Source organism: Roseibium sp. M-1 (assembly GCF_054515675.1).
In genome coordinates this window covers 4,323,818-4,347,821 of the sequence record NZ_CM137257.1, presented here as the reverse complement: position 1 = coordinate 4,347,821, position 24,004 = coordinate 4,323,818, and the positions used below count along the sequence as shown (strand labels likewise).

Genomic DNA, 24,004 nt, shown 5'->3' with positions numbered 1-24,004 from the left:
GGAGTTTCAGGAGGAATTTCTTGAATTCCCCGCAGATCCCTCACTCCCCGTTCACCACCAGCTGCACCCGGTCCGCCGCGACACGCGCCCTTGTCACCTGGATCGGCTTGCCTGCCATATCCAGGTTGACGCTTTCCATCACCAGCACCGGCTGGCCCAGCGCCAGGCCCAGCTGCTGGGCATCGCGGGCTTCCACCAGTTCGGCCGTCAGACGGGTTTCCTTGCGGCGGTAGTCGGTGATGCCTGCGCGGGTGAGCGCGACGGTGATCGAGCCGCTGTCGGCATAATCAGCGACGAAATTCGGCACCCTGGCCTGTTCGAACCAGCTGGTCGCCACGATCATCGGCACGCCGTCGGCGACACGCAGGGTCTCGACGCGGATGAGGAGCGTGCCGAGGGCGACTTGAAGCTGGTGGGCGAGCAGGGCGTCGGCCTCTTCCAGCGCCGAGCCGATGAGGCGGCCGGCGGGCGCACGGTCCTGGCCGGAGACGATTTCGGAAAAGCGTGTTCTCGGCCCGATCGGGTAACTGAGCGGGGCGGAGGCGACGAAGGTGCCGCGGCCCTGGTCGGCGCGTAAAATCCCTTCCGACGTGAGCGCGGCGATGGCGCGGCGCACGGTGTGGCGGTTGACGCCGAAGCGGGCGGCAAGCTCGGATTCCGGCGGCAGGCGGCTGCCCTTTTCGAACGCGCCACTGACGATTTCCGCCTTCAGCGTTTCCATGATCTGGCGCCAGACGGCAATGCCTGCGCTGCGGTCCAAAGTTGTGTGCGTCGTCATGCGCCCGTCATCAAATTTCGGTACCAAAGAGTCAACTGGATTATTTGTCTAGACAAATAGACAAATCAGGTCTAGGACAAAGGCGTTTTCTGAACACCCCTTCCGAAGGACCGCCCAACCCAAAGGCGCGCTTCATGACCGATTTTTCTTCCCTCTCCTCTCCAGAAGGCGCGGCGGCCAGCGCCGGTAGCAGTGCCAGGCAGCACGTGATGGCAACGCTGGCGGCCAGCTCGCCCGAGGCCGTCGCCGAACGCTTCGAAAGCCTGCCCGAACAGCCCTATGAGTTGGTGCGCCAGCCGGAAACCGGGCTGGTGATGGTGCGCGGCCGCATGGGCGGCACCGGCAGCCCGTTCAACCTTGGCGAGGTGACCGTCACCCGGTGCGTCGTCCGTCTTGAAAGCGGCGAGACCGGCAGCGGCTACAGCCTCGGCCGAAACAAGCAGAAGGCGCTGCAGTCGGCCGTGATCGACGCCCTGTGGCAGCAGCCCGCCATGAAGGCCCGGATCGAGGCGGAGGTGATCGCACCGCTGGCCGAGGCACAGCAGGACGCCAAGGCCACAACCCGGGAAGAGACCGAGGCCACCAAGGTCAACTTCTTCACCATGGTGCGGGGAGACAATTGATGACCACCACATCTTCATCTTCGGCAGCGACGACAGCTGCCGCCCCGCTCGCCGCCGGCTTCAAGGATCCGGTGCACGACGCCCAGAACTGCTTCCGCGCCATCATGAATGCCATGGCCAGGCCAGGCACCCTCCACACGATCGCCGCCGGCGGCATGACCCCACCGGCGCCGCTGACACCGGTGGCGAGCGCCATCGCGCTGACGCTCTTCGACTATGACACTCCCGTCTGGCTCGACAAGCAACTGGCAGGGTCCGAGGCCGTGAAAGCCTTCCTGCGCTTCCACACCGGCTGCCCGATTGTCACCGAGCCGGTCGAGGCCGCCTTCGCGCTGGTCGCAAACCCGGCCAGCCTCATCCCGCTTGCCGGCTTCAACCAGGGCTCGGCCGAATATCCGGACCGGTCGACGACCGTGATCCTGACCGGCCAGGAATTCAGGGCTTCGCAGGCGGTGACCTTGAGCGGCCCCGGCATCGAGACGACGGTTTCCTTTGCTGCCCAACCGGTGCCGCCGGTCTTCTGGGACCAGGTTTCCGCCAACAACCGCCAGTTCCCGCGCGGCATCGACCTGATCTTCGCCGGCGAGAGGGCGCTCGCCGCACTGCCGCGTTCCACCCGTATCCTGCAAACGGAGGCGTGACCCGATGTATGTAGCCGTCAAGGGTGGCGAAAAGGCCATCCGCAACGCCCACAAGCTCATGGCCAAGCGCCGCCGGGGCGATACCTCCGTCCCAGCGCTGACGCTGGAGCAGATCGCGCAGCAGCTCTCCCACTCGGTTGCAAGGGTGATGGGCGAGGGCTCGCTCTATGACGAGACGCTGGCGGCCCTTGCCATCAAGCAGGCGCGCGGCGATCTCATTGAAGCTGCCTTCCTGATGCGCGCCTACCGCACCACCCTGCCGCGCTTCGGCTATTCCAGGCCCGTCGACACGGCAAGGATGCTGGTGGAACGGCGTGTCTCGGCCACCTACAAGGATCTTCCCGGCGGCCAGGTGCTGGGCCCAACCTTCGACTACAGCCACCGCCTGCTGGATTTCGCGTTAGCAGCTGAAGACGACGGCGCGGAAATGCCCGTCGAGACTGCAGCCGTGGAAGAGACCTCCATGCCGCGCGTCACCGACCTTCTCGGCGACGAGGGCCTGATGGAGCCCGATCCCGTGACCGACGAGGACGCCCCAGTCGGCGACCTCACCCGCGAGCCGCTGGCCTTCCCGGCCGACCGGGACCTGCGCCTGCAGAACCTTGCCCGCGGCGACGAGGGCTTCTTGCTGGCGCTCGCCTATTCCACCCAGCGTGGCTATGGCCGCACCCATCCCTTTGCCGGCGAGATCCGCTACGGCGAGGTGGAAGTGGAGTTCTTTGCAGAAGAGCTCGGCTTTGCCGTCACGCTCGGCACCATCAAGGTGACAGAGTGCCAGATGGTCAACCAGTTCAAGGGCTCGGCCAAGACCGCACCAACCTTCACCCGCGGCTATGGCCTTGTCTTCGGCCAGGTGGAGCGCAAGGCCATGTCCATGGCCATGGTCGACCGCTCCATGCGCTGGCAGGAGCTGGGCGAGGAACAGAGCGCCCCGGCGCAGGACGTCGAGTTCGTCCTCTCCCATTCCGACAACATCCAGGCGACCGGCTTCGTGGAACACCTGAAGCTGCCGCATTACGTCGATTTCCAGGCCGAGCTCGGACTGGTCCGCCAGATGCGCGCCGAATGGTTTGAGCGCCGCTGCGCGGAAGAAGAAGAGGGCAGTGCTGCCCAGGAGGCCGCAGAATGAACGACACGGCGAGCATATATGAGCAGGGCGAATACAATTTCGCCTACCTCGACGAGCAGACCAAGCGCATGATCCGCCGGGCGATCCTGAAGGGCATCGCCATTCCGGGCTACCAGGTGCCGTTCGCCTCGCGCGAAATGCCGATGCCCTATGGCTGGGGCACCGGCGGGGTGCAGGTGACGGCGGCGATCCTGGGCAAGGACGATTGCCTGAAGATGATCGACCAGGGCTCCGACGACACCACCAACGCGGTCTCCCTGCGCGGCTTCTTCGAGAAGACCGCCGGTATCCGCACCACCTACGAGACGTCGGAGGCAAGCGTCATCCAGACCCGCCACCGCATCCCGGAAAAGACCCTGCGCGAAGACCAGATCATCGTCTTCCAGGTGCCGATCCCCGAACCCCTGCGCTTCCTTGAGCCGCGCGAGACCGAGACCCGCAAGATGCATGCGCTGGAAGACTACGGCCTCATGCATGTGAAGCTTTACGAGGACATCGCCAAGAACGGCCACATCGCCACGACCTACGCCTATCCAGTTAAGGTCAACGACCGCTATGTGATGGATCCCTCGCCGACGCCGAAATTCGACAATCCGAAGATCGACCGGATGGCCGCACTGCAGCTTTATGGCGCCGGCCGCGAAAAGCGCATCTATGCCATTCCGCCCTATACCAAGGTGAAAAGCCTCGATTTTGAGGACTATCCCTTCGAGGTGCAGAAATTCGACAAGCCCTGCGGCCTTTGCGGCGCGGAGAATGTCTATCTCGACGAGGTCATCCTCGACGACAAGGGCGGGCGCATGTTCGTCTGCTCCGACAGCGATTATTGCGAGGAACGCCGCGCCGAGGGCCATCTAGGCCCGATGGCGGCCGCGCACCAGTTCGGCGGCACCAAGGCAGAGGAGTTTGCCCGATGAACGCCTTTGCCGGTTCCGACCCGCTGCTGCAGGTCCACAACGTCACCCGCTACTATGGCGACCGCATCGGCTGTGCGGATGTCTCCTTTGATCTCTGGCCCGGCGAAGTGCTGGCAATCGTCGGCGAAAGCGGCTCCGGCAAGACGACGCTGCTCAACTGCCTGTCGACGCGGCTTGCACCGACGGCGGGCGCCATCGAGTACCGCATGCGCGACGGCACCATGCGCAATCTCTACCAGTTGACTGAAGCAGAGCGGCGCCTGCTGATGCGCACCGACTGGGGCTTCGTGCACCAGAATGCGGCCGACGGCCTGCGCATGAACGTCTCCGCCGGGGCCAATGTCGGCGAGCGGCTGATGGCGGTCGGCGAGCGCCACTACGGCAACATCCGCTCCACCGCCAACGACTGGCTGGGCCGGGTGGAGATCGACAGCGACCGCATCGACGACGATCCCCGCTCCTTCTCCGGTGGCATGCGCCAGCGCCTGCAGATCGCCCGGAACCTCGTCACCCGTCCGCGGTTGGTCTTCATGGACGAGCCGACAGGCGGTCTCGACGTCTCGGTTCAGGCGCGTCTTCTGGACTTGCTGCGCCGTCTGGTGGCCGATCTCGGCCTCTCCGTGGTGATCGTCACGCATGACCTCGCTGTTGCCCGGCTGCTGTCGCACCGGATCATGGTGATGCGGCACGGCAATGTCATCGAGACCGGCCTGACGGATCAGGTGCTCGACGATCCGCGCGAGCCCTATACCCAGCTCCTCGTCTCTTCCATTCTCCAGGTATGAGGTCAGATATGCCCGTACGCCTCTATCTCAACAATGTCGGCAAGTCCTTCACCATGCATCTGCAGGGTGGAGCTGTCATTCCGGTGGTCGACAAGGTCGAGTTCTCGGTCAATGCCGGCGAATGTGTCGTGCTCGGCGGCCCCTCCGGTGCAGGCAAGAGCTCGATCCTGAAGATGATCTACGGCAATTACCGCTGCGACGAGGGCCAGATCCTGGTGACCACCGGCGACGAGATCGTCAACGTCGCTGGGGCCGAGCCGCGCAAGGTTCTGGCACTGCGCGAGAACACGATCGGCTATGTCAGCCAGTTCTTGCGCACCATCCCGCGTGTCTCGGCCGAAGATGTCGTCGCCGAACCCTTGATCGCGCAGGGTGCCAGCGAGGAAGAGGGCGTGGAAACGGCCCGCGCCCTTCTGGCCCGGCTGAATGTGCCCAAACGCCTTTGGTCGCTGCCGCCAGCCACCTTCTCCGGCGGCGAGCAGCAGCGTGTCAACATCGCCCGCGGCTTCATTGCCCACTACCCGATCCTGCTTCTGGACGAGCCGACGGCCTCGCTTGACGCCGCCAACCGGGCTGTGGTGGTCCGGCTGGTGGAAGAGAAGAAGGAAAAGGGCGTTGCCATGGTCGGTATCCTGCATGACCAGGATGTGCGCGAGGAGATCGCCGACCGCATCATCGACGTCACCCGCTTCAGCGCGGACGCCGCCGCCTGATCCGGGAAAGACGGAAAGACTTGCGGGCGGACGGAAACTGTCACAGAACGGTCACCGCCCGCCTTTAGGCCATCATCGGCCACCCTTGAAAATGCGATTCTGCCCATGCGCTACGCTCTCTATTTCGCCGAACCGGCGACCGATCCCCTGATGCAGCTCGGCAATGCCTGGCTGGGAAGGGACACCTTCACCGGAGCAACGCTCTCCCAGCCAAAAGTGCCAGGTCTCGGCGCCGGGCGGTTTCAGGACCTCACCACCGATCCTCGCCGCTATGGCTTCCACGGCACGCTCAAGGCGCCGTTTTCGCTCCACGAAGACCAGAGCGAAGCAACGCTCGTTGAGGCCTGTACAGACTTTGCCCGCGAGATCGCGCCCTATGAGATCCAGAGGCTCGACGTCAATCGGCTTGGCAGGTTCCTGGCACTGACGCCGGAGGTCGAGGAACCGGCACTGCGGGCCTTCGCGTCCCTGTGCGTCCGCCGTTTCGAGCCCTTCCGCGCACCGCTTTCCGAAGCCGATATCGACCGCCGCCGCAAGGCCAATCTCAGCCCGAAGCTCGATGCCTATATGACAGCCTGGGGCTATCCTTACATCTTCGACGAATTCCGCTTCCACATGACGCTCTCCAACAAGCTGGAGAACGACGGCGAAGCGGCGCTGCTGAAAGATGCGGCCGAGGGCTTTTTTGCTGACGTGACCGGCAAGGCACGCACCTGCAGCCACTTCGCCCTTTACGTCGAGCCTGCGCGCGGCGCCCCCTTCCATGTGCATACCGTCTTTCAGCTGACCGGCAGTGTTCGACCTGAGGACGCGCTGGCACAGATCGAACGTCTCTCCCACGAGGAACACGCATGAGCACGCATCCCAAAGTCTTCAAGAACGCCACGTTGATCCTGGCGGACGAAGTATTTGACGGCTCCCTGACGGTCGACGAAAACGGCCGCATCTCCGGTATCGGCTCGCCGAGCGATGCCGACGGCCACGACTGCGAGGGCGACTATCTGCTGCCGGGGCTGGTCGAGCTGCATACCGACCACCTCGAAACCCACTATGCCCCGCGCCCCAAGGTGCGCTGGAACGCGGTCTCCGCGGTGCAGGCGCATGACGCCCAGATTGCCTGTTCCGGCATCACCACCGTCTTCGATGCCCTGCGCGTCGGCATGGATGAGGATGCGGACCTGCGCTATACCGACATGCGCACGCTGGCGGATGCCATCGAGACCGGCCAGCGGGAAAACCGCCTGCGTGCCGACCACTTCATCCACCTGCGCTGCGAGGTTTCCGCGCCGGATGTGCTCGACGCCTTCAAGGTGTTCGAAGACGACGACAGCATCCGCCTTATCTCGCTGATGGACCATACGCCCGGCCAGCGCCAGTTCGTCTCCATGGACGCCTACAAGATCTATTACCAGGGCAAGAAGGGCTTCACCGACGCGCAGATGGAGGAGTTCATTCGCAAACGCCAGGCCCGCGCCAGCAGCCTCGCCCCGGAAAACCGCCAGCAGCTCTCGGCAATTGCCCGGAAGCGGAACATCGCCATCGCCAGCCATGACGATGCGACTGTCGCCCATGTCGACGAAGCCATCGCGCTCAACACGAGGATCGCCGAATTTCCGACGACGCTGGAAGCTGCCAAGGCCTCGCATGAGGCCGGCATGGCGGTGCTGATGGGCGCGCCGAACGTGGTGCGCGGCGGGTCTCACTCGGGCAACATTTCGGCAAAAGATCTCGCCGAGGCCGGTTATCTCGACGTGCTTTCCTCCGATTACGTGCCGATCTCCCTGCTGCAGGCATCCTTCCAGTTGGCCAAGGACATCGAGGCGATCTCTCTGCCCCAGGCCGTCGCCATGGTCACCGCCACCCCGGCCAGGGCCATCGGCCTCAATGATCGCGGCGTGCTGGAAACGGGCCTCAGGGCCGATCTCATCCAGGTGAAGATGGTCGGCGATATCCCGGTGGTGCGCGGCGTCTGGCGCGAGGGCAAGCGCGTTGCCTGACGCGGCTACACCTTCACCCGCCAAGCTCGGTCCTGGACGCATGGTCCTTGTCGTCGGCCCGAGCGGCGCCGGCAAGGACACGCTGATGGAGGCGTTGCGAGACCGGCTCGCCGGCCGGGACGGCATTACCTTCGCGCGGCGGGCGATCACCCGCGACGCCGACCCCAATGCGGAAGACCACGACACGCTGAGCCGGGGCACTTTCGACCGGCTGTGCGCCGCGGGCGAGGTTGCGCTTGCCTGGGAAGCCCACGGTCTCGGCTATGTCCTGCCGACAAGCTGCGACGAGGCGATCCTGGCCGGCGGGACGGTTATCGCCAACGGGTCGCGCAAGGTGCTGAAGACGGCCGCCGACAAATACGAGACGGCTATCGTCCTGCTGATCACCGCTCCGGTCGAAATCCTCGCCGAGCGCCTGGCGGCGCGTGGCAGGGAAAGCCGGGAAGACATTCTGCAGCGCTTGCAGCGCGCCGATCTGGAGCCGGACAACGTTCCCAACCTGATCCGGATCGAGAACACCGGCACGGTGGCGGATGCCGTCAGTCAGATGATGAGCGCACTGGACCTTTGAATCGTCGCCACGCCGCTTCAGGCGAACAGTCGCGGCATTGCTCGACGCCGCTGCGCCAAAACAGCTTCGGCTGAAGGTCTCGATCCGTCCACGAACCCCTCTGATCATACCTAGAGCCGTTCTTTTCCCGGCTTTTTGCCGAATTTCAAGTTGATTGCGAAAACTACTGATGAGATCTACCGTCTGAACCAACATTTAAGGAAATTGGGGTTCAGTCGAACAACCGTTCGCAGAACGTTCAAAAATAAAAAAACCGGGGCAATGCCCCGATCGCTTGGACAATGACATCAGAGTGGGAGTGGTCTGATGGAAAAGTGGTCAGAAGACCCGAGACTTTCTTGATGACGATGAAACTGGATGATTTCAAGTCGGCCGTCATCGTCATGGCGCATCCTGACGACGAGGTCTTGTGGGCCAGTTCCATTCTGGCGTGTGCGCGCAAGGTCATTCTGTGTTACGACGAAGCGCCTCACGATGCCGAGACGACCCTGGGCCGGCAGACGGTCTTCGACAATTTTCCGCTTGAGACTGCCTTCAGCCTGAAGATCACCGAATCTCATAGCTACGGCACCACGGACTGGCGTTCGCCGGAAGAAACCAGCTACGGTCTGCATTGCGGCCGGGACAAGCAGAAATACAAGAAGAACTTCAAGAAAATCGTGAAGGCGCTCGAGGAGCACATTCAGGATGGCGACGTGGTCGTGACCCATAATCCCTGGGGCGAATACGGTCACGAGGAACATGTGCAGGTGTTCCGCGCGGTGGTTCAACTGTGGAAGCGCCGCAAGGGCGTCAGGCTTTTTGTCTCAAGCTATGCCAGCGACCGCGTGCTCTATTTCATGGAACGCAACACCCCCCGGCTCGGGCCCGCGTCCGAGTTGCTGCAGACTGACAAGGTACTGGGAAAGAAGTTGATGGAACACTATCAGGCCCACAATTGCTGGACCTGGGAGGACGGTTATCAATGGCCGGACTACGAGTGTTTCTATGAGGTCGTGGACCCGGAAGCGCCCTTGCGCTCCGACAAGCTGACCATGTCTTCCATGCCCGTCAACGTCATCTGGCTGGACGAGCAGTCGCCAACCTATTCCAACGCGGTTCGCGCCACCAAGAAACAGCTCGTCTCCAAACTCCGCGACATCAAGGAAAAGATCGCAATCTAGAGCACTTTAAGTTCGATCAGCGGACGCTCTGCCAGGTTCCCGGCAAACTGACGGCCGAACCGTCAGTTCTTCTTCTTGTTGCCGAACACCCCGCCGAGCAGCCCCGGCGGCAGACCGAAGCCTTCCTCGACCGCTTTCAGCACTTCCTCGTCCTCGACCTTGCCCTCGATCACCTTCTGCACGTCGATCTGGGTGTTGCCGCCGGTTGCCTGGTTGATGACCTTGTTGGCCTGGTCGACCAGTTCCTGCGAGGGCTCCTTCTCGCCCTGGAGGATGGAGATCAGCTCGCCGCCGGTCTGCTGCAGCTGCTTGTAGGCCGCTTCCGGATTTTCCAGGATGCCCTTGATGTCCGGATAGATGCGCGGGTCGTTCCACGAGCCTTCAATGACGATGGGAACGCCGAGACCGGCGAGCTTCTTGTCCTCGCCCTTGCGGCGCGGCTGCGGCGCCTGGCCTTCCAGCGTCGGCACGATTTTCGGCTCAACCCGCCAGGAAAGACGCTGCGCCGGCATGTCGGTGGTGCCCTTGCCGGTCATGCGCACCAGCGGTCCGACCATGGCTAGGTCCTCGGTCGTCGCAACGCCGTTCTGAATCTGGAAGCTTGCGCCGAGCGAACTGAAATCCGTCTTGGCCGATGGGTTCGCCTGCCAGCCGAGCAGGGTTTCGAGCGACAGGCCGCGCACCATCTGCGGAATGTTGATGCCGCGAATGGCACCATCGGCGAACTTGTAGTCCGCGGTTCCCTTCAGGGCCTGAACCAGAGCCTGCTCGCTGCCACCCTTGGAGGAGACATTGAGGTTGATCGCGGCCTTGCCTTCGATCCAGCTGAAATCGGCCGCATCGCGCAGAAGCGGATAGGCATCGAGATTGGCGAGTGCGAAGTTTGCCGAAACTTCCGGTACCGCAGCCGCGCCGTTCAGCGTCACTTTGCCGGTGCCGGTGCCGCCATAAAGGGCAAGGTTTTCCAGATTGGCAGTCAGGACACCGGCCTTGATGGTGGTCGAGAGCGCGCTCTGGTCGATCTTGATCTTGTCCCAGCGGATCTCCTGCGTCGTCAGCTTGAAGTCCGCGTCGATCGCGCCAAGGCCGGAAAAGTCGATCGGTGCGGTGCTCCAGCCGCCGCCTTTCTGGTCGCTATTGCCAGATCCACCCGATCCGCTAGATCCGCCGCCGGAGGAATTGCCGTTGCCGCCGCCGGACGACGAAGGGCTGCCGAGATAGGGATCGAGCACCAGTTCGCGAAGGTCCAGCCGCGCCGTGACGGAGGGCTTGTGGCCGAGCATGATCCGTCCATTGGCCTCGCCCGACGTATCGTCGAGGGTAAATCGTGTTTCCTCGAAGGAAATGGTCTCGCCCGTGACCCCGAAAATGCCCGACGCCTTGAAGCGCTTGAGACCGCCGCCGGCACCGATCGGCTGGCCCATCCAGGCCATCAATCCGCGCAGGTCCGCCGTCTCCACGCTCACTGCACCGTCCACATTGCCTGTCCTGGAGGCCCGGCCATTGAAGCCGGCGCTCACCCGGTTGCCCTTGACCGTGACGGAAACAGGTGCTGCTTCACCGGCAAGCAGCCTCGCCGTATCGCCTTCGCCGGTCAGGCTGAAGGCTTCGCCTCGCCAGGACAGCGCGCCGCTCAGGGAAACCGGATTTTCCAGCCCCTGCAAATTCACATCCATCGCAAGATTGGTAATCCGGTCGGCCTCCGGATCGCCGCCGACGGCGGAGGCAAGGCCGAGACCGGAGATTTCGCCTTGAGCGATCCGGACCGAACCGGTGATATCGAGCCCCGCAATCAGCTCCTCGCCCGAAAGGCCTACGGTCTCAAAGGCGATATCGGCGCTGAGATTGCCGCTGGCGGGAAGGTCCTGCCCGGCAAGCTTCAGAAGGTCGGCAATGGAGCCGTCCTTCAGCAGCAGGCGGCCGGAGACTTCCGGCACCAGGCCGGAAAGGTTTACATCCGCCGCACCGCCGAGTTTCAGCGCGCCAAGCGCAATGTCGAGGTCGCTCAGCGCGACCGCAGCTTCGGTGCCGGCAACCTTGGCCGCCACGGCAAAGGCGCCTGGATCAGTTGCCAGATCCTTTCCGGCGAGGGCCGCCAGCGCCTGAAGCGACGGACCGGAGGCGGCAAGCGCCAGATCCGCCTTCATTGGCGAGAGGCCACCGCTCCCGGTGACGGTAAAGGCATTGTCGCCGCTGGAAACCTTCAGATCCACCGGCACCTCTTCGCCGCCGGCAAGTCCGAGCGGGTTGGTGAGCGACCCGGCAATGGCGACCGGCAAAGTGCCATAGGTGAAGCTGGAGGTGAGGTCCACCTCGCCCGTGAGGCTCGGCGCCTGCAGATCGAGATCGAGATCGGTGATACGGACCGGCTCCGCAGTCGACTGGTCCTTGTAGGTGAGTGTGCCACCGCTGATCTTCAGGCTGTCGACACCGATACTTTTGAGATAACCGCCGGACGCATCGACCGTGCCGGTTTCACCGGCAGGCTGCGCGGACTGCGGCGCGGTTTCGGCCGTTTCGGCGGGGGCCGCATCGCCCGTCTCCGCCTGCGGAACCTCACCCAGGGATCGGCGTGGCTCCCAGCTGGTGGTGCCGTTCGGGCCGATCTCCAGATAAATATCCGGTTTCTGGAGAGCAATACCGGTAACCTGGATGTTGCCGGAGAGCAGGCCCGCCCAGGCGAGACCGAATTCGACGCGTTCGGCCTTGGCAAATTCGATACCGTCTGCACCCGCTTCGCCGGAGATGCCGATATTCTCCGCAACCAGCGAGAAACCGGGGAACAGGGCCAGCGACACCGGGCCGTCCAGGCGCACGCGCCAGCCAAGGCGCTTGTCCACCTGCTCCACCACCTGACGCTTGATTTCGTCCTTGGGCAGGAAAAACGGCACCACCAGGATGACGGTCACCAGCAGAAAAACCAGGCTGCCCAGTCCGATCAAAAGCCGACGCATGTTCCATGTCTCCCGTCGCGAATCGGCCCCAATGTAGACCATTCCCACTCAGAGAGTGCCTGCCGATTTTGACGAAAGCAGGAAAAGACGCGTCCTTTCACACTTCGAATTCGGCACGGACGCAGGGTCAGGTGAGGGCGAACATGTGATTGTCCCAGGATATCCCGGCCGGCCGGGCCAGAATTTCGGCCGGGGAAGCCGGGTCGCCGACCAGCGACAGCGCACCGTTGCCGTCGGAAATCAGGAAGCTGCCCTCATCGATCGGCGCGATGCCGCAACAATCATCGATCGCCTGGCTGCCGAGGAAAGCGCCGCTGTCTGCATTCCAGAAGAGCGTCCGGTTACCGCGCGGGGCGGAGGCGGCGATGACGTCTCCAGAGGCATTTGATGTTACCGAGCCGATATAATTCTGCAGTCCGGAGGCGATCCCACCCGGGATTTCCGACAGGACGGGTGGCTTGTCCCTCGAGAAAACACCGACAAGCGGCGGCAAATCTCCCTCCTGGCCCTCATACTGGCCCCCGACCCAGGCACGGCCTTTGGCATCCATTGCCATATGCCGCAAGGACAGCTGGTGCAGGGAAGCATCCAGCCGGTGCTCGGCCAGGAGATCTCCGGTCTCGATATCCAGAAAGACGACAGCCGGTGTCATCGTATCGAGATTGAGCTTTTCGCGGCCCTTGTCCGGATGCGTCTCGATACCGCCATTGGCGACGATCAGGCTGCGCCCGTCCGGTGTCAGCATCAGATCGTGCGGTCCGATGCCGTGGGTCCCGATCTCACCGAGCCGGCGGACCTCACGCCCGCTCATGTCATAGACACCGATGACGCCACGCGTGGTGGCATAGTCGTTTTCGACCGCATAAAGCAGCCTGCCATCGGCGGAGAAAGTGCCGTGGCCGTAGAAATGACGTCCAGGTTCACTGGTGATGACCTGGGGTGCGGCATCCTCGAAGGGCCGGACGGCGACGGCGAAGGTCCCCGGCCGCCGCGCAAAGGCGACGAAGCGGGTCTTGTCCGGGGAGACCGCAGCCCCGTGCCCCCGGCCCGGCAGAGAAATGCGCGCCAGCACCTGGCCGAGATCGTCGAATATTCCAACGCCGTAATCGCCGTTTTCCAGTTTGTAGGCACTGACGAAAAGCGGCACGCCCTCAAGCGCATCCCGGCTCAGAAGGCTTTCGGCGAGAGTCGAACGGGTGAAAGCCGGCAGGGTCGCAAGACCGCCGAGAGCTGCCAGAAAGCTGCGCCGGGACAGCGGCTTCACCGGCAATGAGAGATTTCGCCTAGTCGCCATCGAGTGAATTGAAACCTCCGGAGAGACCAAGCGCTCCGGCCAGTTCCTGTCCGACCGTTTTCTGTAACGAACTCACAGTAATTGCCAGAACCACCACCTTGTCATAGGCCTCGCCTTCCTCGAAGGTTTCGCGCAAGGGCGGATGCAGTGCGTCCAGAAGGGTCTGCGCATTTTTGAATTCGAAATCGAGTGTGCCGAAGATCCAGGTGAATTCCTCCGGTGTCAGGTCTTTCAGGTCGAGGCCTTCGATCGCGTCATGCAGCCCCAACAGCTCGCTTGAGAGATAGACCGCGCTGTTGCCGGAGCGGGAGAAGGGAAAGCGGTTGGCCCTTGCCTTCTCCCTGCTGCCTCCGAGTGCCGGTTCGATGTCCTGGTCGCGCACGATGATGAGGCCCGTCACAAGGGCATTGAATACGCTTTCCAGTGCTTCCTTGGAGGTATGGAAGCGCTCGTTGCCTGCCTCCGCGGTCAGGAGCAGCTTGCTGTAGCCGTCCGGGTCTTGCCACTCGGCGGCGATTTCCGCAGCGATTGCGGCAACATTTTCAGAAATCGCCTTGGCGTAGCTGCAGCTGAAGTCGTTGCCGGCCTGTTGGCCGAGGCGCACATTGCCTTCCTTGTCGAAGGCCACCTGCTCCAGTGCCGTCAAGCCCTGGACGGCAACGCTCTTGTTCTTCAGCGTTTCAGCGTCAAGCGCATCGGCCTCCCTGGCGGCCAGAAGCTTGCGCAACTGGCGCTGGGTGATACCGCGCGGATCCGGCAGGAAGGCAAGCCGGCTGAGCCGGTCGCTGTCCAGAACCGGACCGAAACGCAGGAACTGTACAAGCGCAAATCCGCCGACCGTTTCGGAAAAGGCCGTCTCGAACTGCCGTTCCGTCACTACATCCGGGGTTTGGCATGCTGCCTCCACGGCCCCCGGAAGCGCCGCCGCCGTATCGGCAAAGGCACCGGTGGCAGGCTGGATATAGGCTTCGATGACATTGGCAAGGTTCGGCTCGAAATCAGTGGCGGCGGCAGCTGGCTGGATCAAACCCGCCACAAGGGCCGCCAGAAGCAAACGGCGCATCAAAGGGACTCCAGAAAACGGATGAGGGACTGTCGCTCGGCGGGCTTCAGCGCAACGACCCGTTCCCGGGCCTCTCTTGCTTCGCCATCGTGCCATAGGACCGCCTCCAGAAGATTGCGTGCCCGCCCGTCATGAAGGAAGCGGGTGTGATTGTTGACCGTCTCGGTAAGGCCGATGCCCCAGAGCGGGGGCGTGCGCCACTCGCGGCCGGACGCGTCGCCCACCGGGCGACCGTCGGCAAGGCCTTCGCCCATGTCATGTAGCAGGAAATCCGAATAAGGCCAGATCAGCTGAAAACGGTGCGCCGGATTGGCGGCCGCCCGGCTGGTGACGAATTTCGGCTGGTGACAGGCGGGACAGCCGGCTTCATGGAAAACCTGCTTGCCCTTCAGAACCGCCGGGTCCTGCACATTCCGCCGGGCCGGCACGGCGAGGTTTTTCGAATAGAAGGTGACGAGGTCCATGACCGGATCCGGCGCCTCCGAGACACCGAGCCGAACTTGTTCGCCATGGGGCAGCTTGCGGCATTCCGTCTGCGCGGCGGTGCAATCGCCGTAATTGTCGGGCTTGTCCGGGCTCGAGATGCCGATATCGCCCGAAAAGGCCCCTGCGGTCTGGGCCCTGATGGTCGGGTTGGAAGCCTTCCAGCCGAAGCGGCCGATGGCCGGTTCCCCGGTGGCCGGATCGCGCACCCGGCTAACCTTGCCGGAGATGCCGTTGCCGTCGGCATCGTCCGGATCCGCCAGCGCCTCGATATCACCCGGATGAATGGCTTGAACGAGGCCCAGGCCGATCATGGGCGGGGCCACGCGCGGCGAAATCATCGTGTCCGGATGCATCGGGCCGTAGCCGAGATCCCGGATCCTGTAGACCGGCTTCTGCAGCACGGCGGTCTCTCCGCCGGCAAGCGGGACTTCGATCTCCTCCACTTCGATATCGAAGTGTCCCTCGCCGGCAAGCCCGGGCACGGCGAAGCTTTGAAACTGGCCGCCATAGGTCGGTTCCGGGACAACCAGGATCTCCTTAGCCGCCAGTGCCTGCCTCTGGGCCTCCGTCTGCGGCGGGACCGACAAACGCAGAAACAGGGAAACCGCCTCGTCGCCGTCCTGCGGCGGACGTCCGCGGCCATCCTTCAGATGGCAGCCCTGGCAGGAGCGGGCGTTATAGAGCGGGCCCAGACCGTCGGAAGCCTGGGTCGAAGAGGGCGAGGACGCCCACAGCTTCTTGAAGAGACCGTTGCCGACCTTGAAAGTGACCTGTTCTTCAAAGGTGAGATTGGCATTTGCGTGGGAATAGATATCCCGGTTGATGCGTTTGCGGGTGGTTCCGGCACCGCCCTGCATCGCCTCGAAAGGCTCGGCCTTTTCGAAGTCTGCTGCGGGCTGCAACACCCCGGCGGCCTTGACCTTGTCTTCCGGCGACAGGTCGTCCCGGTGGGACAACACATCGCCCGCACCAGCAGTGCCCGCGACAAGGCACACAGTCAAAAGAGCGCCGGCAAGGGCGCCCGGTCTGGGGACCGGTTTCATACTCGCATCCTGATTGTGATCCGCGCGCCCCAATACGCGAAAAAGCCATGAGGCGGCAATCGCCGCCTCATGAATCGTTTGGTTTATTCGAAGACCGCGCCCGGATTGTCCAGGCTGTCCGAACCTTCAAACGCAATGTCGTCGAGCTCCAGCACCTTGACGACACGTTCGATGGAAGTGGTCTGATCGACCAGCGCGTCGACGGCGGCCTGCACCACAGCGTTGCCCTCGTCGTTGCCTTCGCCGATCATCTGGTCATAGGCTTCGCCGCCTTCGGCGCGCGCCTTCATGGCCTCGAAGGCTGCCAGGGTCGCGTCGAGCTTGGTCTTCATCTCGTCGGCCAGTGCCGGGTCCTTTGCCGCGACGAGATCCGCCAGCGAAGCGCCGGAGACGGAGTTGCCGAGCGGGCTTTCATAGGACCCGAAATAGACGTTCCGGATGCCGACGACGTCGTTGTAGTGCGACATGTGGGTATTGTCGGAGAAGCAGTCATGCTCTTCTTCCGGATCGTGCAGCATCAGGCCGAGCTTGATGCGCTCGCCCGCAAGTTCACCATAGGAGAGCGAGCCCATGCCGGTCAGGATGGTCGCCAGACCGCCGGTTTCACCCTTGGCGGCCAGTTCCTCGCGCGCGGCACCGTCCGGCGCCCAGGCGGCAGCCATTTCTTCAAGATCGGCGATCAGCAGATCGGTCGCAGCCTGCAGGTACTGGACGCGGCGCTCGCAATTGCCGCCGGTGCAGTTGGCCGGATCGAAATCGGTTGCCGGACGGCTGCCAGCGCCTGCATCGGTGCCGTTGAGGTCCTGGCCCCAGAGCAGGAACTCGATGGCGTGGTAGCCGGTGGCGACGTTGGCTTCGACTTCACCGGCTTCCTGAAGCGTATCGGCCAGGAGGGCCGCCGTGATTTCGGTGGCGTCGATGGCTTCACCGCCGACTTCAAGTTTCGGGTTGGCGATCACGTTGGCGACGTAAAAGCCGTTTTCTTCAGACTCGTCCCCGTAGGAAGCGTCGACATAGTCGATGAGGCCTTCGTCGAGCGGCCAGGCATTCACCTTACCTTCCCAGTCGTCTACGATGGCATTGCCGAAACGATAGGCTTCGGTCTGCTGGTAGGGATTGCGGGCATCCTTCCAGGCTGCCCGTGCGGCCTCGAGATTGGCTTCGGTCGGCTCGGCCACCAGCTTGTCGACGGCGGCTTTCAGCGTCTTGGCGGTCGCAAGCGAGTCCGCATATTTGGCCTGGGCAATATCGCCGTAGTTGGTCAGCACGTCCGCCGGCGAAGCGGCGAGCACAGGAGTTGCGAAAAGAGCGGTCGCAGCCAAGAGGCCGAGCTTGAAAGTATTCATCGATCCATCCCGAATTTGTTGCCGCCCGCGGTGCATGAGGACCGTCAACTGGGCGAACCTTGAATGTTTTGCAGCGTGAAAAGCACGCCCTACACTCAAGGTCAAACCATTTCATGAAGCCGTAAGTCAAGTTTTAAATTCAAAAAAATCAATAGTTTAGAACAATTCCAAAAAGCTGACTTTTTTATGCCGGAATTCGAACCCACCTCAAAGTCTTAAAGCCGACATCAACTCTTTGATGGTAAACGGGAATGGTATAGCAATAGAGGAGGCCTGTCGGGGGGCCGGTCTATGGGAATGACAGGGATGCTCAGCGCACTGAAAAGTTTTGTCCGCGAATTGACCTTCGGGGACAGTGGCAAGAAGACCTTTGCAGAAGACGACAAGCGCCTGGCCGCGGCCGCGCTTCTATTTCATCTCATCGATATCGATGGCGTCATCGAGGACAGCGAAAGCTCCAAGCTGCGCGAGATCCTGCAAAAGCACTATGAGCTCTCCGACAAGGAGACAAGCGAACTCATCACCGCTGCCCGCCAGCGGGACGAGGAGGCGGTCGATCTCTACGGCTTCACCTCGGTTCTGAAACGCACCACCGATGAAGAAGAGCGCCTGGCCATTGTCGAGATGATGTGGGAAATCGTCTATGCCGACGGGCATGTCCACGAGTTTGAGGACAACACCATCTGGCGTGTCGCCGAATTGCTCGGTGTTTCCACCCGCGACCGCATGACACTGCGCCATAAGGTGGCCAAGACCGCGCCGGAAGAGGGCGAGCTGGACTGAGGTCCGGCAGAGCCCCCCGGCAGAGCCCAAGGCGTAATCAGCAATGGCATTGCATTTATGCAGGAGGAAGGGCTGACGGGACTCGATTTCCTTGCCGACCTCCCTCATATTAAGTCCATGCTTTTTCTGAACGAACCTGCCAAAAACCGCCCGAAGATCCTGATCGTCCTGCATCAGGAACATTCTTCGCCCGGCCGGGTCGGCCAGGAACTTGTGAAACGCGGCTTTTCCCTCGACATCCGCAAGCCGCGTTTCGGCGACAAGCTGCCCGAGACGATGGACCGGCATGCCGGCGCCGTGATCTTCGGCGGCCCGATGAGTGCCAATGATCCCGACCCCTTCGTCCAGAAGGAAATCGACTGGATCGGTGTGCCGCTTGCGGAACGCAAACCCTTTCTCGGCATCTGCCTCGGCGCCCAGATGATGGTCAAGCATCTGGGTGGCACGGTCTGCGGCCATCACGACAGTCTGGTGGAGATCGGTTATTACCCCTTGAAGCCGACAGAGGCCGGAAAGTCACTGATGGACTGGCCCAAAAAGGTCTACCAGTGGCACCGGGAAGGCTTCGACCTGCCCCGCGGAGCCGACCTTCTGGCATCCGGCCCGACCTATCCAAACCAGGCAATTCGCATCGGACCCTGCGCCTACGGCATCCAGTTCCACCCGGAACTCACCCACCAGATGATGGTGCGCTGGACCACCAAGGGCGCGCCGCGCATGGAACTGCCCGGCGCCCAGCAGCGCCGCGACCATTTCGCCGGCCGTTTCATCTACGATCCGGCCGTGAAGACATGGCTCGACCGGTTCCTGGATCTGTGGATCGGCACGGCCGCCGCGCCGGTGCAGCAAGGCATGCTGAAGGCGGCGGAATAAGCCGGGACTTTGGCCCAAGTCCCACTGCTGCCGACCGCTTCAGCCATATCACTTGTCAACAAACCGCAGCCTCATCCTGAGATGGACCGGCAGGTCCGTCTCGAAGGATTGGCCATTAGAGCGTGTCGCGTTTAACTGGAATTGTCTTGCATCGCTTTTTGCGTTGAAATCTCTGATTTCAGACAGCGAAAAGCGATTCCGATAAAACGCGATTTGCTCTAGCGACGGAACTCGATGCCGATCCTTCGAGACAGCGCTAACGCGCCTCCTCAGGATGAGGCAGAGTGTTTGGCGCAACTTGAGAAATCCGCGTATTGAGGATCGGCACCTCACGTCTTAACTGGTTTGAGTTTCAGGATGTTTCCGAATGACCGTTTTCATTGCCCTATTGCGCGCCGTCAATGTTGGCGGCACCGGCAAACTGCCGATGGCCGATCTGCGTGCCATGGCTCAAGAGCTCGGATTTGAGAAGGTCTCCACCTATATCCAGAGCGGCAACCTGGTTTTCAGCTCCGACTTGCCGGGAGAAGAGGTTCACGTCCGGCTGACCGAGGCACTCACCGCCTATCTTGGCAAGCCGGCAAGTGTAATCCTGCGCACATCCGCCGAATTCGAAGACCTTGATGCAAACATGCCCTTTCAGGATGCCTTGCCCAATCAGCTGCTGATAACGTTTCTGTCCGGAGAAGCCGCAGCCGACGCCCTAGACGGGCTGGTTGCACCGAGCGGAGAAGAGGCCGCCATCCGGGGCAGAGAGATCTTTGTCCACTTTCCGAATGGCATGGGAGGGTCGAAAATGAAGCTTCCGGCCTTGAAGTCCGGCACCGGCCGCAACCTCAACACGGTCCGCAAGCTGCTGGAAATGGCGCGGGAAAAGGTGGGTTAGCCGAAAAGGCCCTGACTGCAGAGGACCGAAAACCCGGACTACCTCCGAGCCAAACTTCAAAGGGAGACCCGTTTCCGCTGATGTCACCCCCGCGAAAGCGGGGGCCCAGGAAACCTCATAGCCGGTATCCAAAATTCAAGCGCCCGGGAGTCCTGGGTCCCGGGTCTGCGCTACGCTCCGCCCGGGATGACAGACAGTGCCCCCCACCGTCATTCCGGACAAGTGCAGCATCGCTGCGCGCCGATCCGGAATCCAGATGTCAGCGTGAGCGCAGCGAACACCCAAGTTGGAATAGTGACGCGCTTGCAGCGCGAAATATGTCTGGATTCCGGATCGGCGATCGGCTGCGCCTCACTTGTCCGGAATGACGGGCGGAGAGCAAACAATCTATCTGGAAGAAACCGCCCGAACGCTCACACCCGGGCGGCTTTTCACATCAGCTTTCGAACACCACCAGAAGGTCCTTGGCGTCGATCTGGGAGCCTGGCGAGACCAGGACTTCCTTGACCTTGCCGTCGCGCTCGGCATGGAGCGCGGTTTCCATCTTCATGGCTTCGATGGACACCAGCACGTCGCCGGCCTTCACGTCCTGGCCGCTCGCGATCGCGACCGTGGAGATGACGCCCGGCATCGGCGCGCCGACATGGGCGGCGTTGCCGTCCTCGGCCTTGCGCATGGTGGCAGCGCCCGTGGCGCCATGGGCGCGGTCCGGCACCTTGACGTTGCGCGGCTGGCCGTTGAGCTCGAAGAAGACCTTCTTCTCGCCCTTCTCGTCGGTCTCGCCGATCGCCTGGCAGCGGATGACCAGCGTCTTGCCGGCTTCCAGATCCACCGAGATCTCGTCACCGGGCTCCAGGCCATAGAAATAGACCGGCGTCGGCAGCACGGAGGTCGGTCCATATTGCTGCTGGGCCTTGTCGAAATCGGTGAAGACCTTGGGATACATCAGATAGGAGGCAAGCTCCGTGTTGCTGATGCCGTGACCTGTCTTGTCGGAAGCAGCCTTCCGCTCCGCATCGAGATCGGCGTCCTTCAGGAGCGAGCCCGGCCGCACGGTGATCGGCGTCTCGTTCTTCAGCACCTTTTTCTGCAGCGCCGCCGGCCAGCCGCCGGGGGACTGGCCGAGATCGCCGTGCAGCATCTTCACGACGCTGTCCGGGAAGGCGACGTCCTTGGCGGGGTCCTCGACATCGGCGACCGTCAGCCCCTGGCTGACCATCATCAGCGCCATGTCACCCACCACTTTCGAGGACGGCGTTACCTTGACGATGTCGCCGAACATCTGGTTGGCGTCGGCATAGGCCTGGGCGACTTCGTGCCAGCGGGTTTCGAGGCCCAGAGAACGGGCCTGTTCCTTGAGATTGGTGAACTGGCCGCCCGGCATCTCGTGCAGATAGACTTCCGACGCCCCGAAGCGCAGGTCGCTTTCAAAGGCCCGGTACTGGGTGCGCACAGCCTCCCAGTAGAAGGAGATCTGGCGGATGGTCTTCGCATCGAGGCCGGTATCTCGCTCGGACCCGCGCAGCGCTTCCACGATGGAGCCGAGGCAGGGCTGGGACGTTAGGCCGGAAAGCGCATCCATCGCCGCGTCGACCGCGTCGGCGCCTGCTTCGACCGCCGCCAGAACGGTGGCAGCCGAAATGCCGGACGTGTCGTGGGTGTGGAAGTGGATCGGCAGATCGACTTCTTGCTTCAATGTGCGGACGAGGATCTTGGCGGCTTCCGGCTTCAGAAGGCCTGCCATGTCCTTGATGCCGAGGATGTGGGCGCCTGCGGCTTCCAGTTCCTTGGCAAGGCCGACATAGTATTTCAGGTCATATTTCGGCCGGGCGCTGTCCAGCATGTCGCCGGTGTAGCACAGCACGCCTTCGCAGAGCTTGTTCGCTTCCTGGACGGCGTCCATGGAAACGCGCATGTTATCCACCCAGTTGAGGCAGTCGAAGACGCGGAAGAGGTCGATGCCGTTTTCCGCAGCTTCCGCCACGAAATACTTGACCACATTGTCCGGATAATTGGTGTAGCCGACACCGTTGGAGCCGCGCAGCAGCATCTGCAAGAGGATGTTCGGCGCCTTCTCGCGGACCTTGTGCAGGCGCTCCCACGGGCTTTCCGTCAGGAAGCGCATGGCGACATCGAAGGTCGCTCCGCCCCAGCATTCCAGCGAGAACAGGCTCGGCAGGCCGGAGGCATAGGCATCGGCGATGTTGACGATGTCGTGGGTGCGCATGCGGGTTGCCAGCAGCGACTGGTGCGCATCGCGCATGGTCGTGTCGGTGACGAGCGTGCGCGTCTGGTTCTTCATCCAGGCCGCGAAGCCCTTCGGACCCAGTTCATCCAGAAGCTGGCGGGTACCGGACGGCTTGTCATTGCCAAAAACCGGAATGACGGGACCGGCGACATCCTGCGGTGGACGGGCACGGTTTTTCGTTTCCGGATGGCCGTTCACCGAGACGTCGGCGATATAGGTCAGCAGCTTGGTCGCCCGGTCCTTGCGGCGGGTCTGCTGGAAGAGCGCCGGGGTCTCGTCGATGAAGCGCGTGGTGTAGTTGTTGGCCTTGAAGTCCTCATGGCCGATGATGTTTTCCAGGAACACCAGGTTGGTGGCAACGCCGCGGATACGGAACTCGCGCAGGGCGCGGTCCATGCGCTTGCGGGCATCTTCCGCCGTCGGCGCCCAGGCCGTGACCTTTTCCAGCAGAGGATCGTAGAAACGGGTGATGACCGCACCGGAATAGGCCGTGCCGCCGTCAAGGCGGATGCCGAAGCCGGTGGCACCGCGATAGGCCGTGATGCGGCCATAGTCCGGAATGAAGTTCTGGTCCGGATCTTCCGTGGTGATGCGGCACTGCAGGGCATGGCCGTTGAGGCGGATCTTGTCCTGCGAGGGAACACCGCTTTCCGGCGTGCCGATCTTGTTGCCTTCGCAGATCTTGATCTGCGCCTGGACGATGTCGATGCCGGTGACTTCTTCGGTCACCGTGTGTTCCACCTGGACGCGCGGATTGACCTCGATGAAATAGATGGCGCCGGTGTCGGCATCCATCAGGAACTCGACCGTACCGGCACCACGATAGCCGACCGTCTGGCCGATCTTGAGGCCGTACTCACAGAGTTCCGCGCGCTTTTCCGGCGACAGATACGGCGCAGGCGCCCGCTCGACGACTTTCTGGTGGCGGCGCTGGATGGAGCAGTCGCGCTCGAAGAGATGCACGACGGTCTCGCCGTCGCCGAGGATCTGCACCTCCACGTGGCGGGCACGCTGGACCAGTTTTTCAAGGTAGATCTCGTCCTTACCGAAGGCGGCCTTGGCTTCGCGCTTTGCGGCCAGAACTTCCTTGGAAAGCGTCGCCTCGTCCGGAATGACGCGCATGCCGCGGCCGCCGCCACCCCAGGAGGCCTTCAGCATCACCGGGTAGCCGATCCCGGCCGCCTGGCGCTTGATTTCTTCCAGGTCGTCCGGCAGCGGGTCGGTTGCCGGCATCACCGGAACGCCAGCCTCGATGGCAAGATTGCGCGCGGCGACCTTGTTGCCCAGCCGGCGCATGGTGTCGGACTTCGGACCGATGAAGGTGATGCCCGCCGCCTCGCAGGCATCCACGAATTCAGGGCTCTCCGACAGGAGGCCGTAACCCGGGTGGATGGCATCGGCGCCGGAGAGTTTGGCGACGCGGAGGATCTCGTCGATGGAAAGATATGCCTCGATCGGGCCCAGTCCCTTGCCGACCTGGTAGGCCTCGTCCGCCTTGAACCGGTGCAGGGCCAGTTTGTCCTGTTCGGCATAGATCGCGACGGTCTTCATGCCGAGCTCGTTTGCGGCACGGAACACCCGGATCGCGATTTCGGACCGGTTAGCAACGAGAATTTTTGTTATCGCCAAACGCCCTCTCCCCCTAATTTTACGCAAGACGCGGAGCCAGTTTCGGCAAGATTTCTACTTTGGTCGGACCCGCTTGAAAAGG

The 24,004-nt window shown here is 62.7% G+C and carries 20 protein-coding genes; 13 read left to right on the top strand and 7 right to left on the bottom strand.

Annotated features, from left to right (window positions below; translation table 11 throughout):
- Positions 1-40: 40 nt before the first annotated feature.
- Positions 41-778, bottom strand: coding sequence for a phosphonate metabolism transcriptional regulator PhnF (phnF, locus tag ACX3M4_RS19695; RefSeq protein ID WP_459354686.1), 738 nt, complete (start codon positions 776-778; stop codon positions 41-43).
- Between the two features lie 134 nt (positions 779-912).
- Here phnF and phnG point away from each other — a divergent pair, with 134 nt between their 5' ends.
- From phnG to ACX3M4_RS19645, 10 genes are all read left to right on the top strand, one after another.
- A complete protein-coding gene (phnG, locus tag ACX3M4_RS19690; RefSeq protein ID WP_459354685.1) occupies positions 913-1,401 on the top strand; it encodes a phosphonate C-P lyase system protein PhnG in 489 nt (162 codons plus the stop codon).
- On the top strand, positions 1,401-2,042 hold the full coding sequence (gene phnH, locus ACX3M4_RS19685; protein WP_459354684.1) for a phosphonate C-P lyase system protein PhnH: 642 nt from the start codon (positions 1,401-1,403) through the stop codon (positions 2,040-2,042). Before phnG ends, phnH begins: the two co-directional genes overlap by 1 nt.
- A gap of 4 nt (positions 2,043-2,046) precedes the next feature.
- Positions 2,047-3,171: a carbon-phosphorus lyase complex subunit gene (locus ACX3M4_RS19680; protein WP_459354683.1), complete on the top strand. Its 1,125-nt coding sequence runs from the start codon at positions 2,047-2,049 to the stop codon at positions 3,169-3,171.
- Positions 3,168-4,088, top strand: a complete 921-nt coding sequence (locus ACX3M4_RS19675; RefSeq protein WP_459354682.1) for an alpha-D-ribose 1-methylphosphonate 5-phosphate C-P-lyase PhnJ — start codon at positions 3,168-3,170, stop codon at positions 4,086-4,088. The genes ACX3M4_RS19680 and ACX3M4_RS19675 overlap by 4 nt, the downstream gene beginning before the upstream one ends.
- On the top strand, positions 4,085-4,873 hold the full coding sequence (phnK, locus tag ACX3M4_RS19670; protein ID WP_459354681.1) for a phosphonate C-P lyase system protein PhnK: 789 nt from the start codon (positions 4,085-4,087) through the stop codon (positions 4,871-4,873). Before ACX3M4_RS19675 ends, phnK begins: the two co-directional genes overlap by 4 nt.
- 8 nt (positions 4,874-4,881) lie before the next feature.
- A complete protein-coding gene (gene phnL / locus ACX3M4_RS19665; protein ID WP_459354680.1) occupies positions 4,882-5,586 on the top strand; it encodes a phosphonate C-P lyase system protein PhnL in 705 nt (234 codons plus the stop codon).
- 105 nt (positions 5,587-5,691) lie between these two features.
- A complete protein-coding gene (locus ACX3M4_RS19660) occupies positions 5,692-6,441 on the top strand; it encodes a DUF1045 domain-containing protein (protein ID WP_459354679.1) in 750 nt (249 codons plus the stop codon).
- Positions 6,438-7,583 carry an alpha-D-ribose 1-methylphosphonate 5-triphosphate diphosphatase gene (locus tag ACX3M4_RS19655; RefSeq protein ID WP_459354678.1) on the top strand — a complete coding sequence of 382 codons (1,146 nt, stop codon included), beginning with the start codon at positions 6,438-6,440 and terminating at the stop codon, positions 7,581-7,583. The genes ACX3M4_RS19660 and ACX3M4_RS19655 overlap by 4 nt, the downstream gene beginning before the upstream one ends.
- Complete coding sequence (gene phnN / locus ACX3M4_RS19650; RefSeq protein WP_459354677.1) at positions 7,576-8,154, top strand: phosphonate metabolism protein/1,5-bisphosphokinase (PRPP-forming) PhnN; 579 nt, start codon at positions 7,576-7,578, stop codon at positions 8,152-8,154. The genes ACX3M4_RS19655 and phnN overlap by 8 nt, the downstream gene beginning before the upstream one ends.
- Before the next feature lie 341 nt (positions 8,155-8,495).
- Entirely contained in the window at positions 8,496-9,317 is an 822-nt protein-coding gene (locus ACX3M4_RS19645; protein ID WP_459354676.1) for a hypothetical protein, read from the top strand.
- A gap of 62 nt (positions 9,318-9,379) precedes the next feature.
- Here ACX3M4_RS19645 and ACX3M4_RS19640 read toward each other — a convergent pair whose 3' ends face one another.
- The 5 genes from ACX3M4_RS19640 to ACX3M4_RS19620 form a co-directional block, all read right to left on the bottom strand.
- Positions 9,380-12,271, bottom strand: coding sequence for an AsmA family protein (locus tag ACX3M4_RS19640; RefSeq protein ID WP_459354675.1), 2,892 nt, complete (start codon positions 12,269-12,271; stop codon positions 9,380-9,382).
- Between the two features lie 127 nt (positions 12,272-12,398).
- Positions 12,399-13,565, bottom strand: coding sequence for a DUF1513 domain-containing protein (locus ACX3M4_RS19635; protein WP_459354674.1), 1,167 nt, complete (start codon positions 13,563-13,565; stop codon positions 12,399-12,401).
- Positions 13,555-14,628 (bottom strand): imelysin family protein, encoded by a 1,074-nt coding sequence (locus ACX3M4_RS19630; RefSeq protein WP_459354673.1) that lies wholly within the window; start codon positions 14,626-14,628, stop codon positions 13,555-13,557. Before ACX3M4_RS19630 ends, ACX3M4_RS19635 begins: the two co-directional genes overlap by 11 nt.
- Positions 14,628-16,157 (bottom strand): di-heme oxidoreductase family protein, encoded by a 1,530-nt coding sequence (locus ACX3M4_RS19625; protein ID WP_459354672.1) that lies wholly within the window; start codon positions 16,155-16,157, stop codon positions 14,628-14,630. Before ACX3M4_RS19625 ends, ACX3M4_RS19630 begins: the two co-directional genes overlap by 1 nt.
- Before the next feature lie 83 nt (positions 16,158-16,240).
- Positions 16,241-17,503, bottom strand: coding sequence for an imelysin family protein (locus tag ACX3M4_RS19620; protein WP_459354671.1), 1,263 nt, complete (start codon positions 17,501-17,503; stop codon positions 16,241-16,243).
- Between the two features lie 306 nt (positions 17,504-17,809).
- Between ACX3M4_RS19620 and ACX3M4_RS19615 the strand changes: the two genes are divergently transcribed.
- The 3 genes from ACX3M4_RS19615 to ACX3M4_RS19605 all read left to right on the top strand — a co-directional run bounded on the left by ACX3M4_RS19615 (position 17,810) and on the right by ACX3M4_RS19605 (position 20,045).
- Positions 17,810-18,286 carry a tellurite resistance TerB family protein gene (locus tag ACX3M4_RS19615; RefSeq protein WP_459354670.1) on the top strand — a complete coding sequence of 159 codons (477 nt, stop codon included), beginning with the start codon at positions 17,810-17,812 and terminating at the stop codon, positions 18,284-18,286.
- 117 nt (positions 18,287-18,403) lie between these two features.
- Positions 18,404-19,159, top strand: coding sequence for a glutamine amidotransferase (locus tag ACX3M4_RS19610; protein WP_459354669.1), 756 nt, complete (start codon positions 18,404-18,406; stop codon positions 19,157-19,159).
- 367 nt (positions 19,160-19,526) lie between these two features.
- Positions 19,527-20,045: a DUF1697 domain-containing protein gene (locus ACX3M4_RS19605; RefSeq protein ID WP_459354668.1), complete on the top strand. Its 519-nt coding sequence runs from the start codon at positions 19,527-19,529 to the stop codon at positions 20,043-20,045.
- Positions 20,046-20,481: 436 nt separating this feature from the next.
- Here the strand turns inward: ACX3M4_RS19605 and pyc are convergent, their stop codons facing one another.
- Positions 20,482-23,922, bottom strand: a complete 3,441-nt coding sequence (gene pyc / locus ACX3M4_RS19600) for a pyruvate carboxylase (protein ID WP_459354667.1) — start codon at positions 23,920-23,922, stop codon at positions 20,482-20,484.
- Positions 23,923-24,004 lie beyond the last annotated feature (82 nt).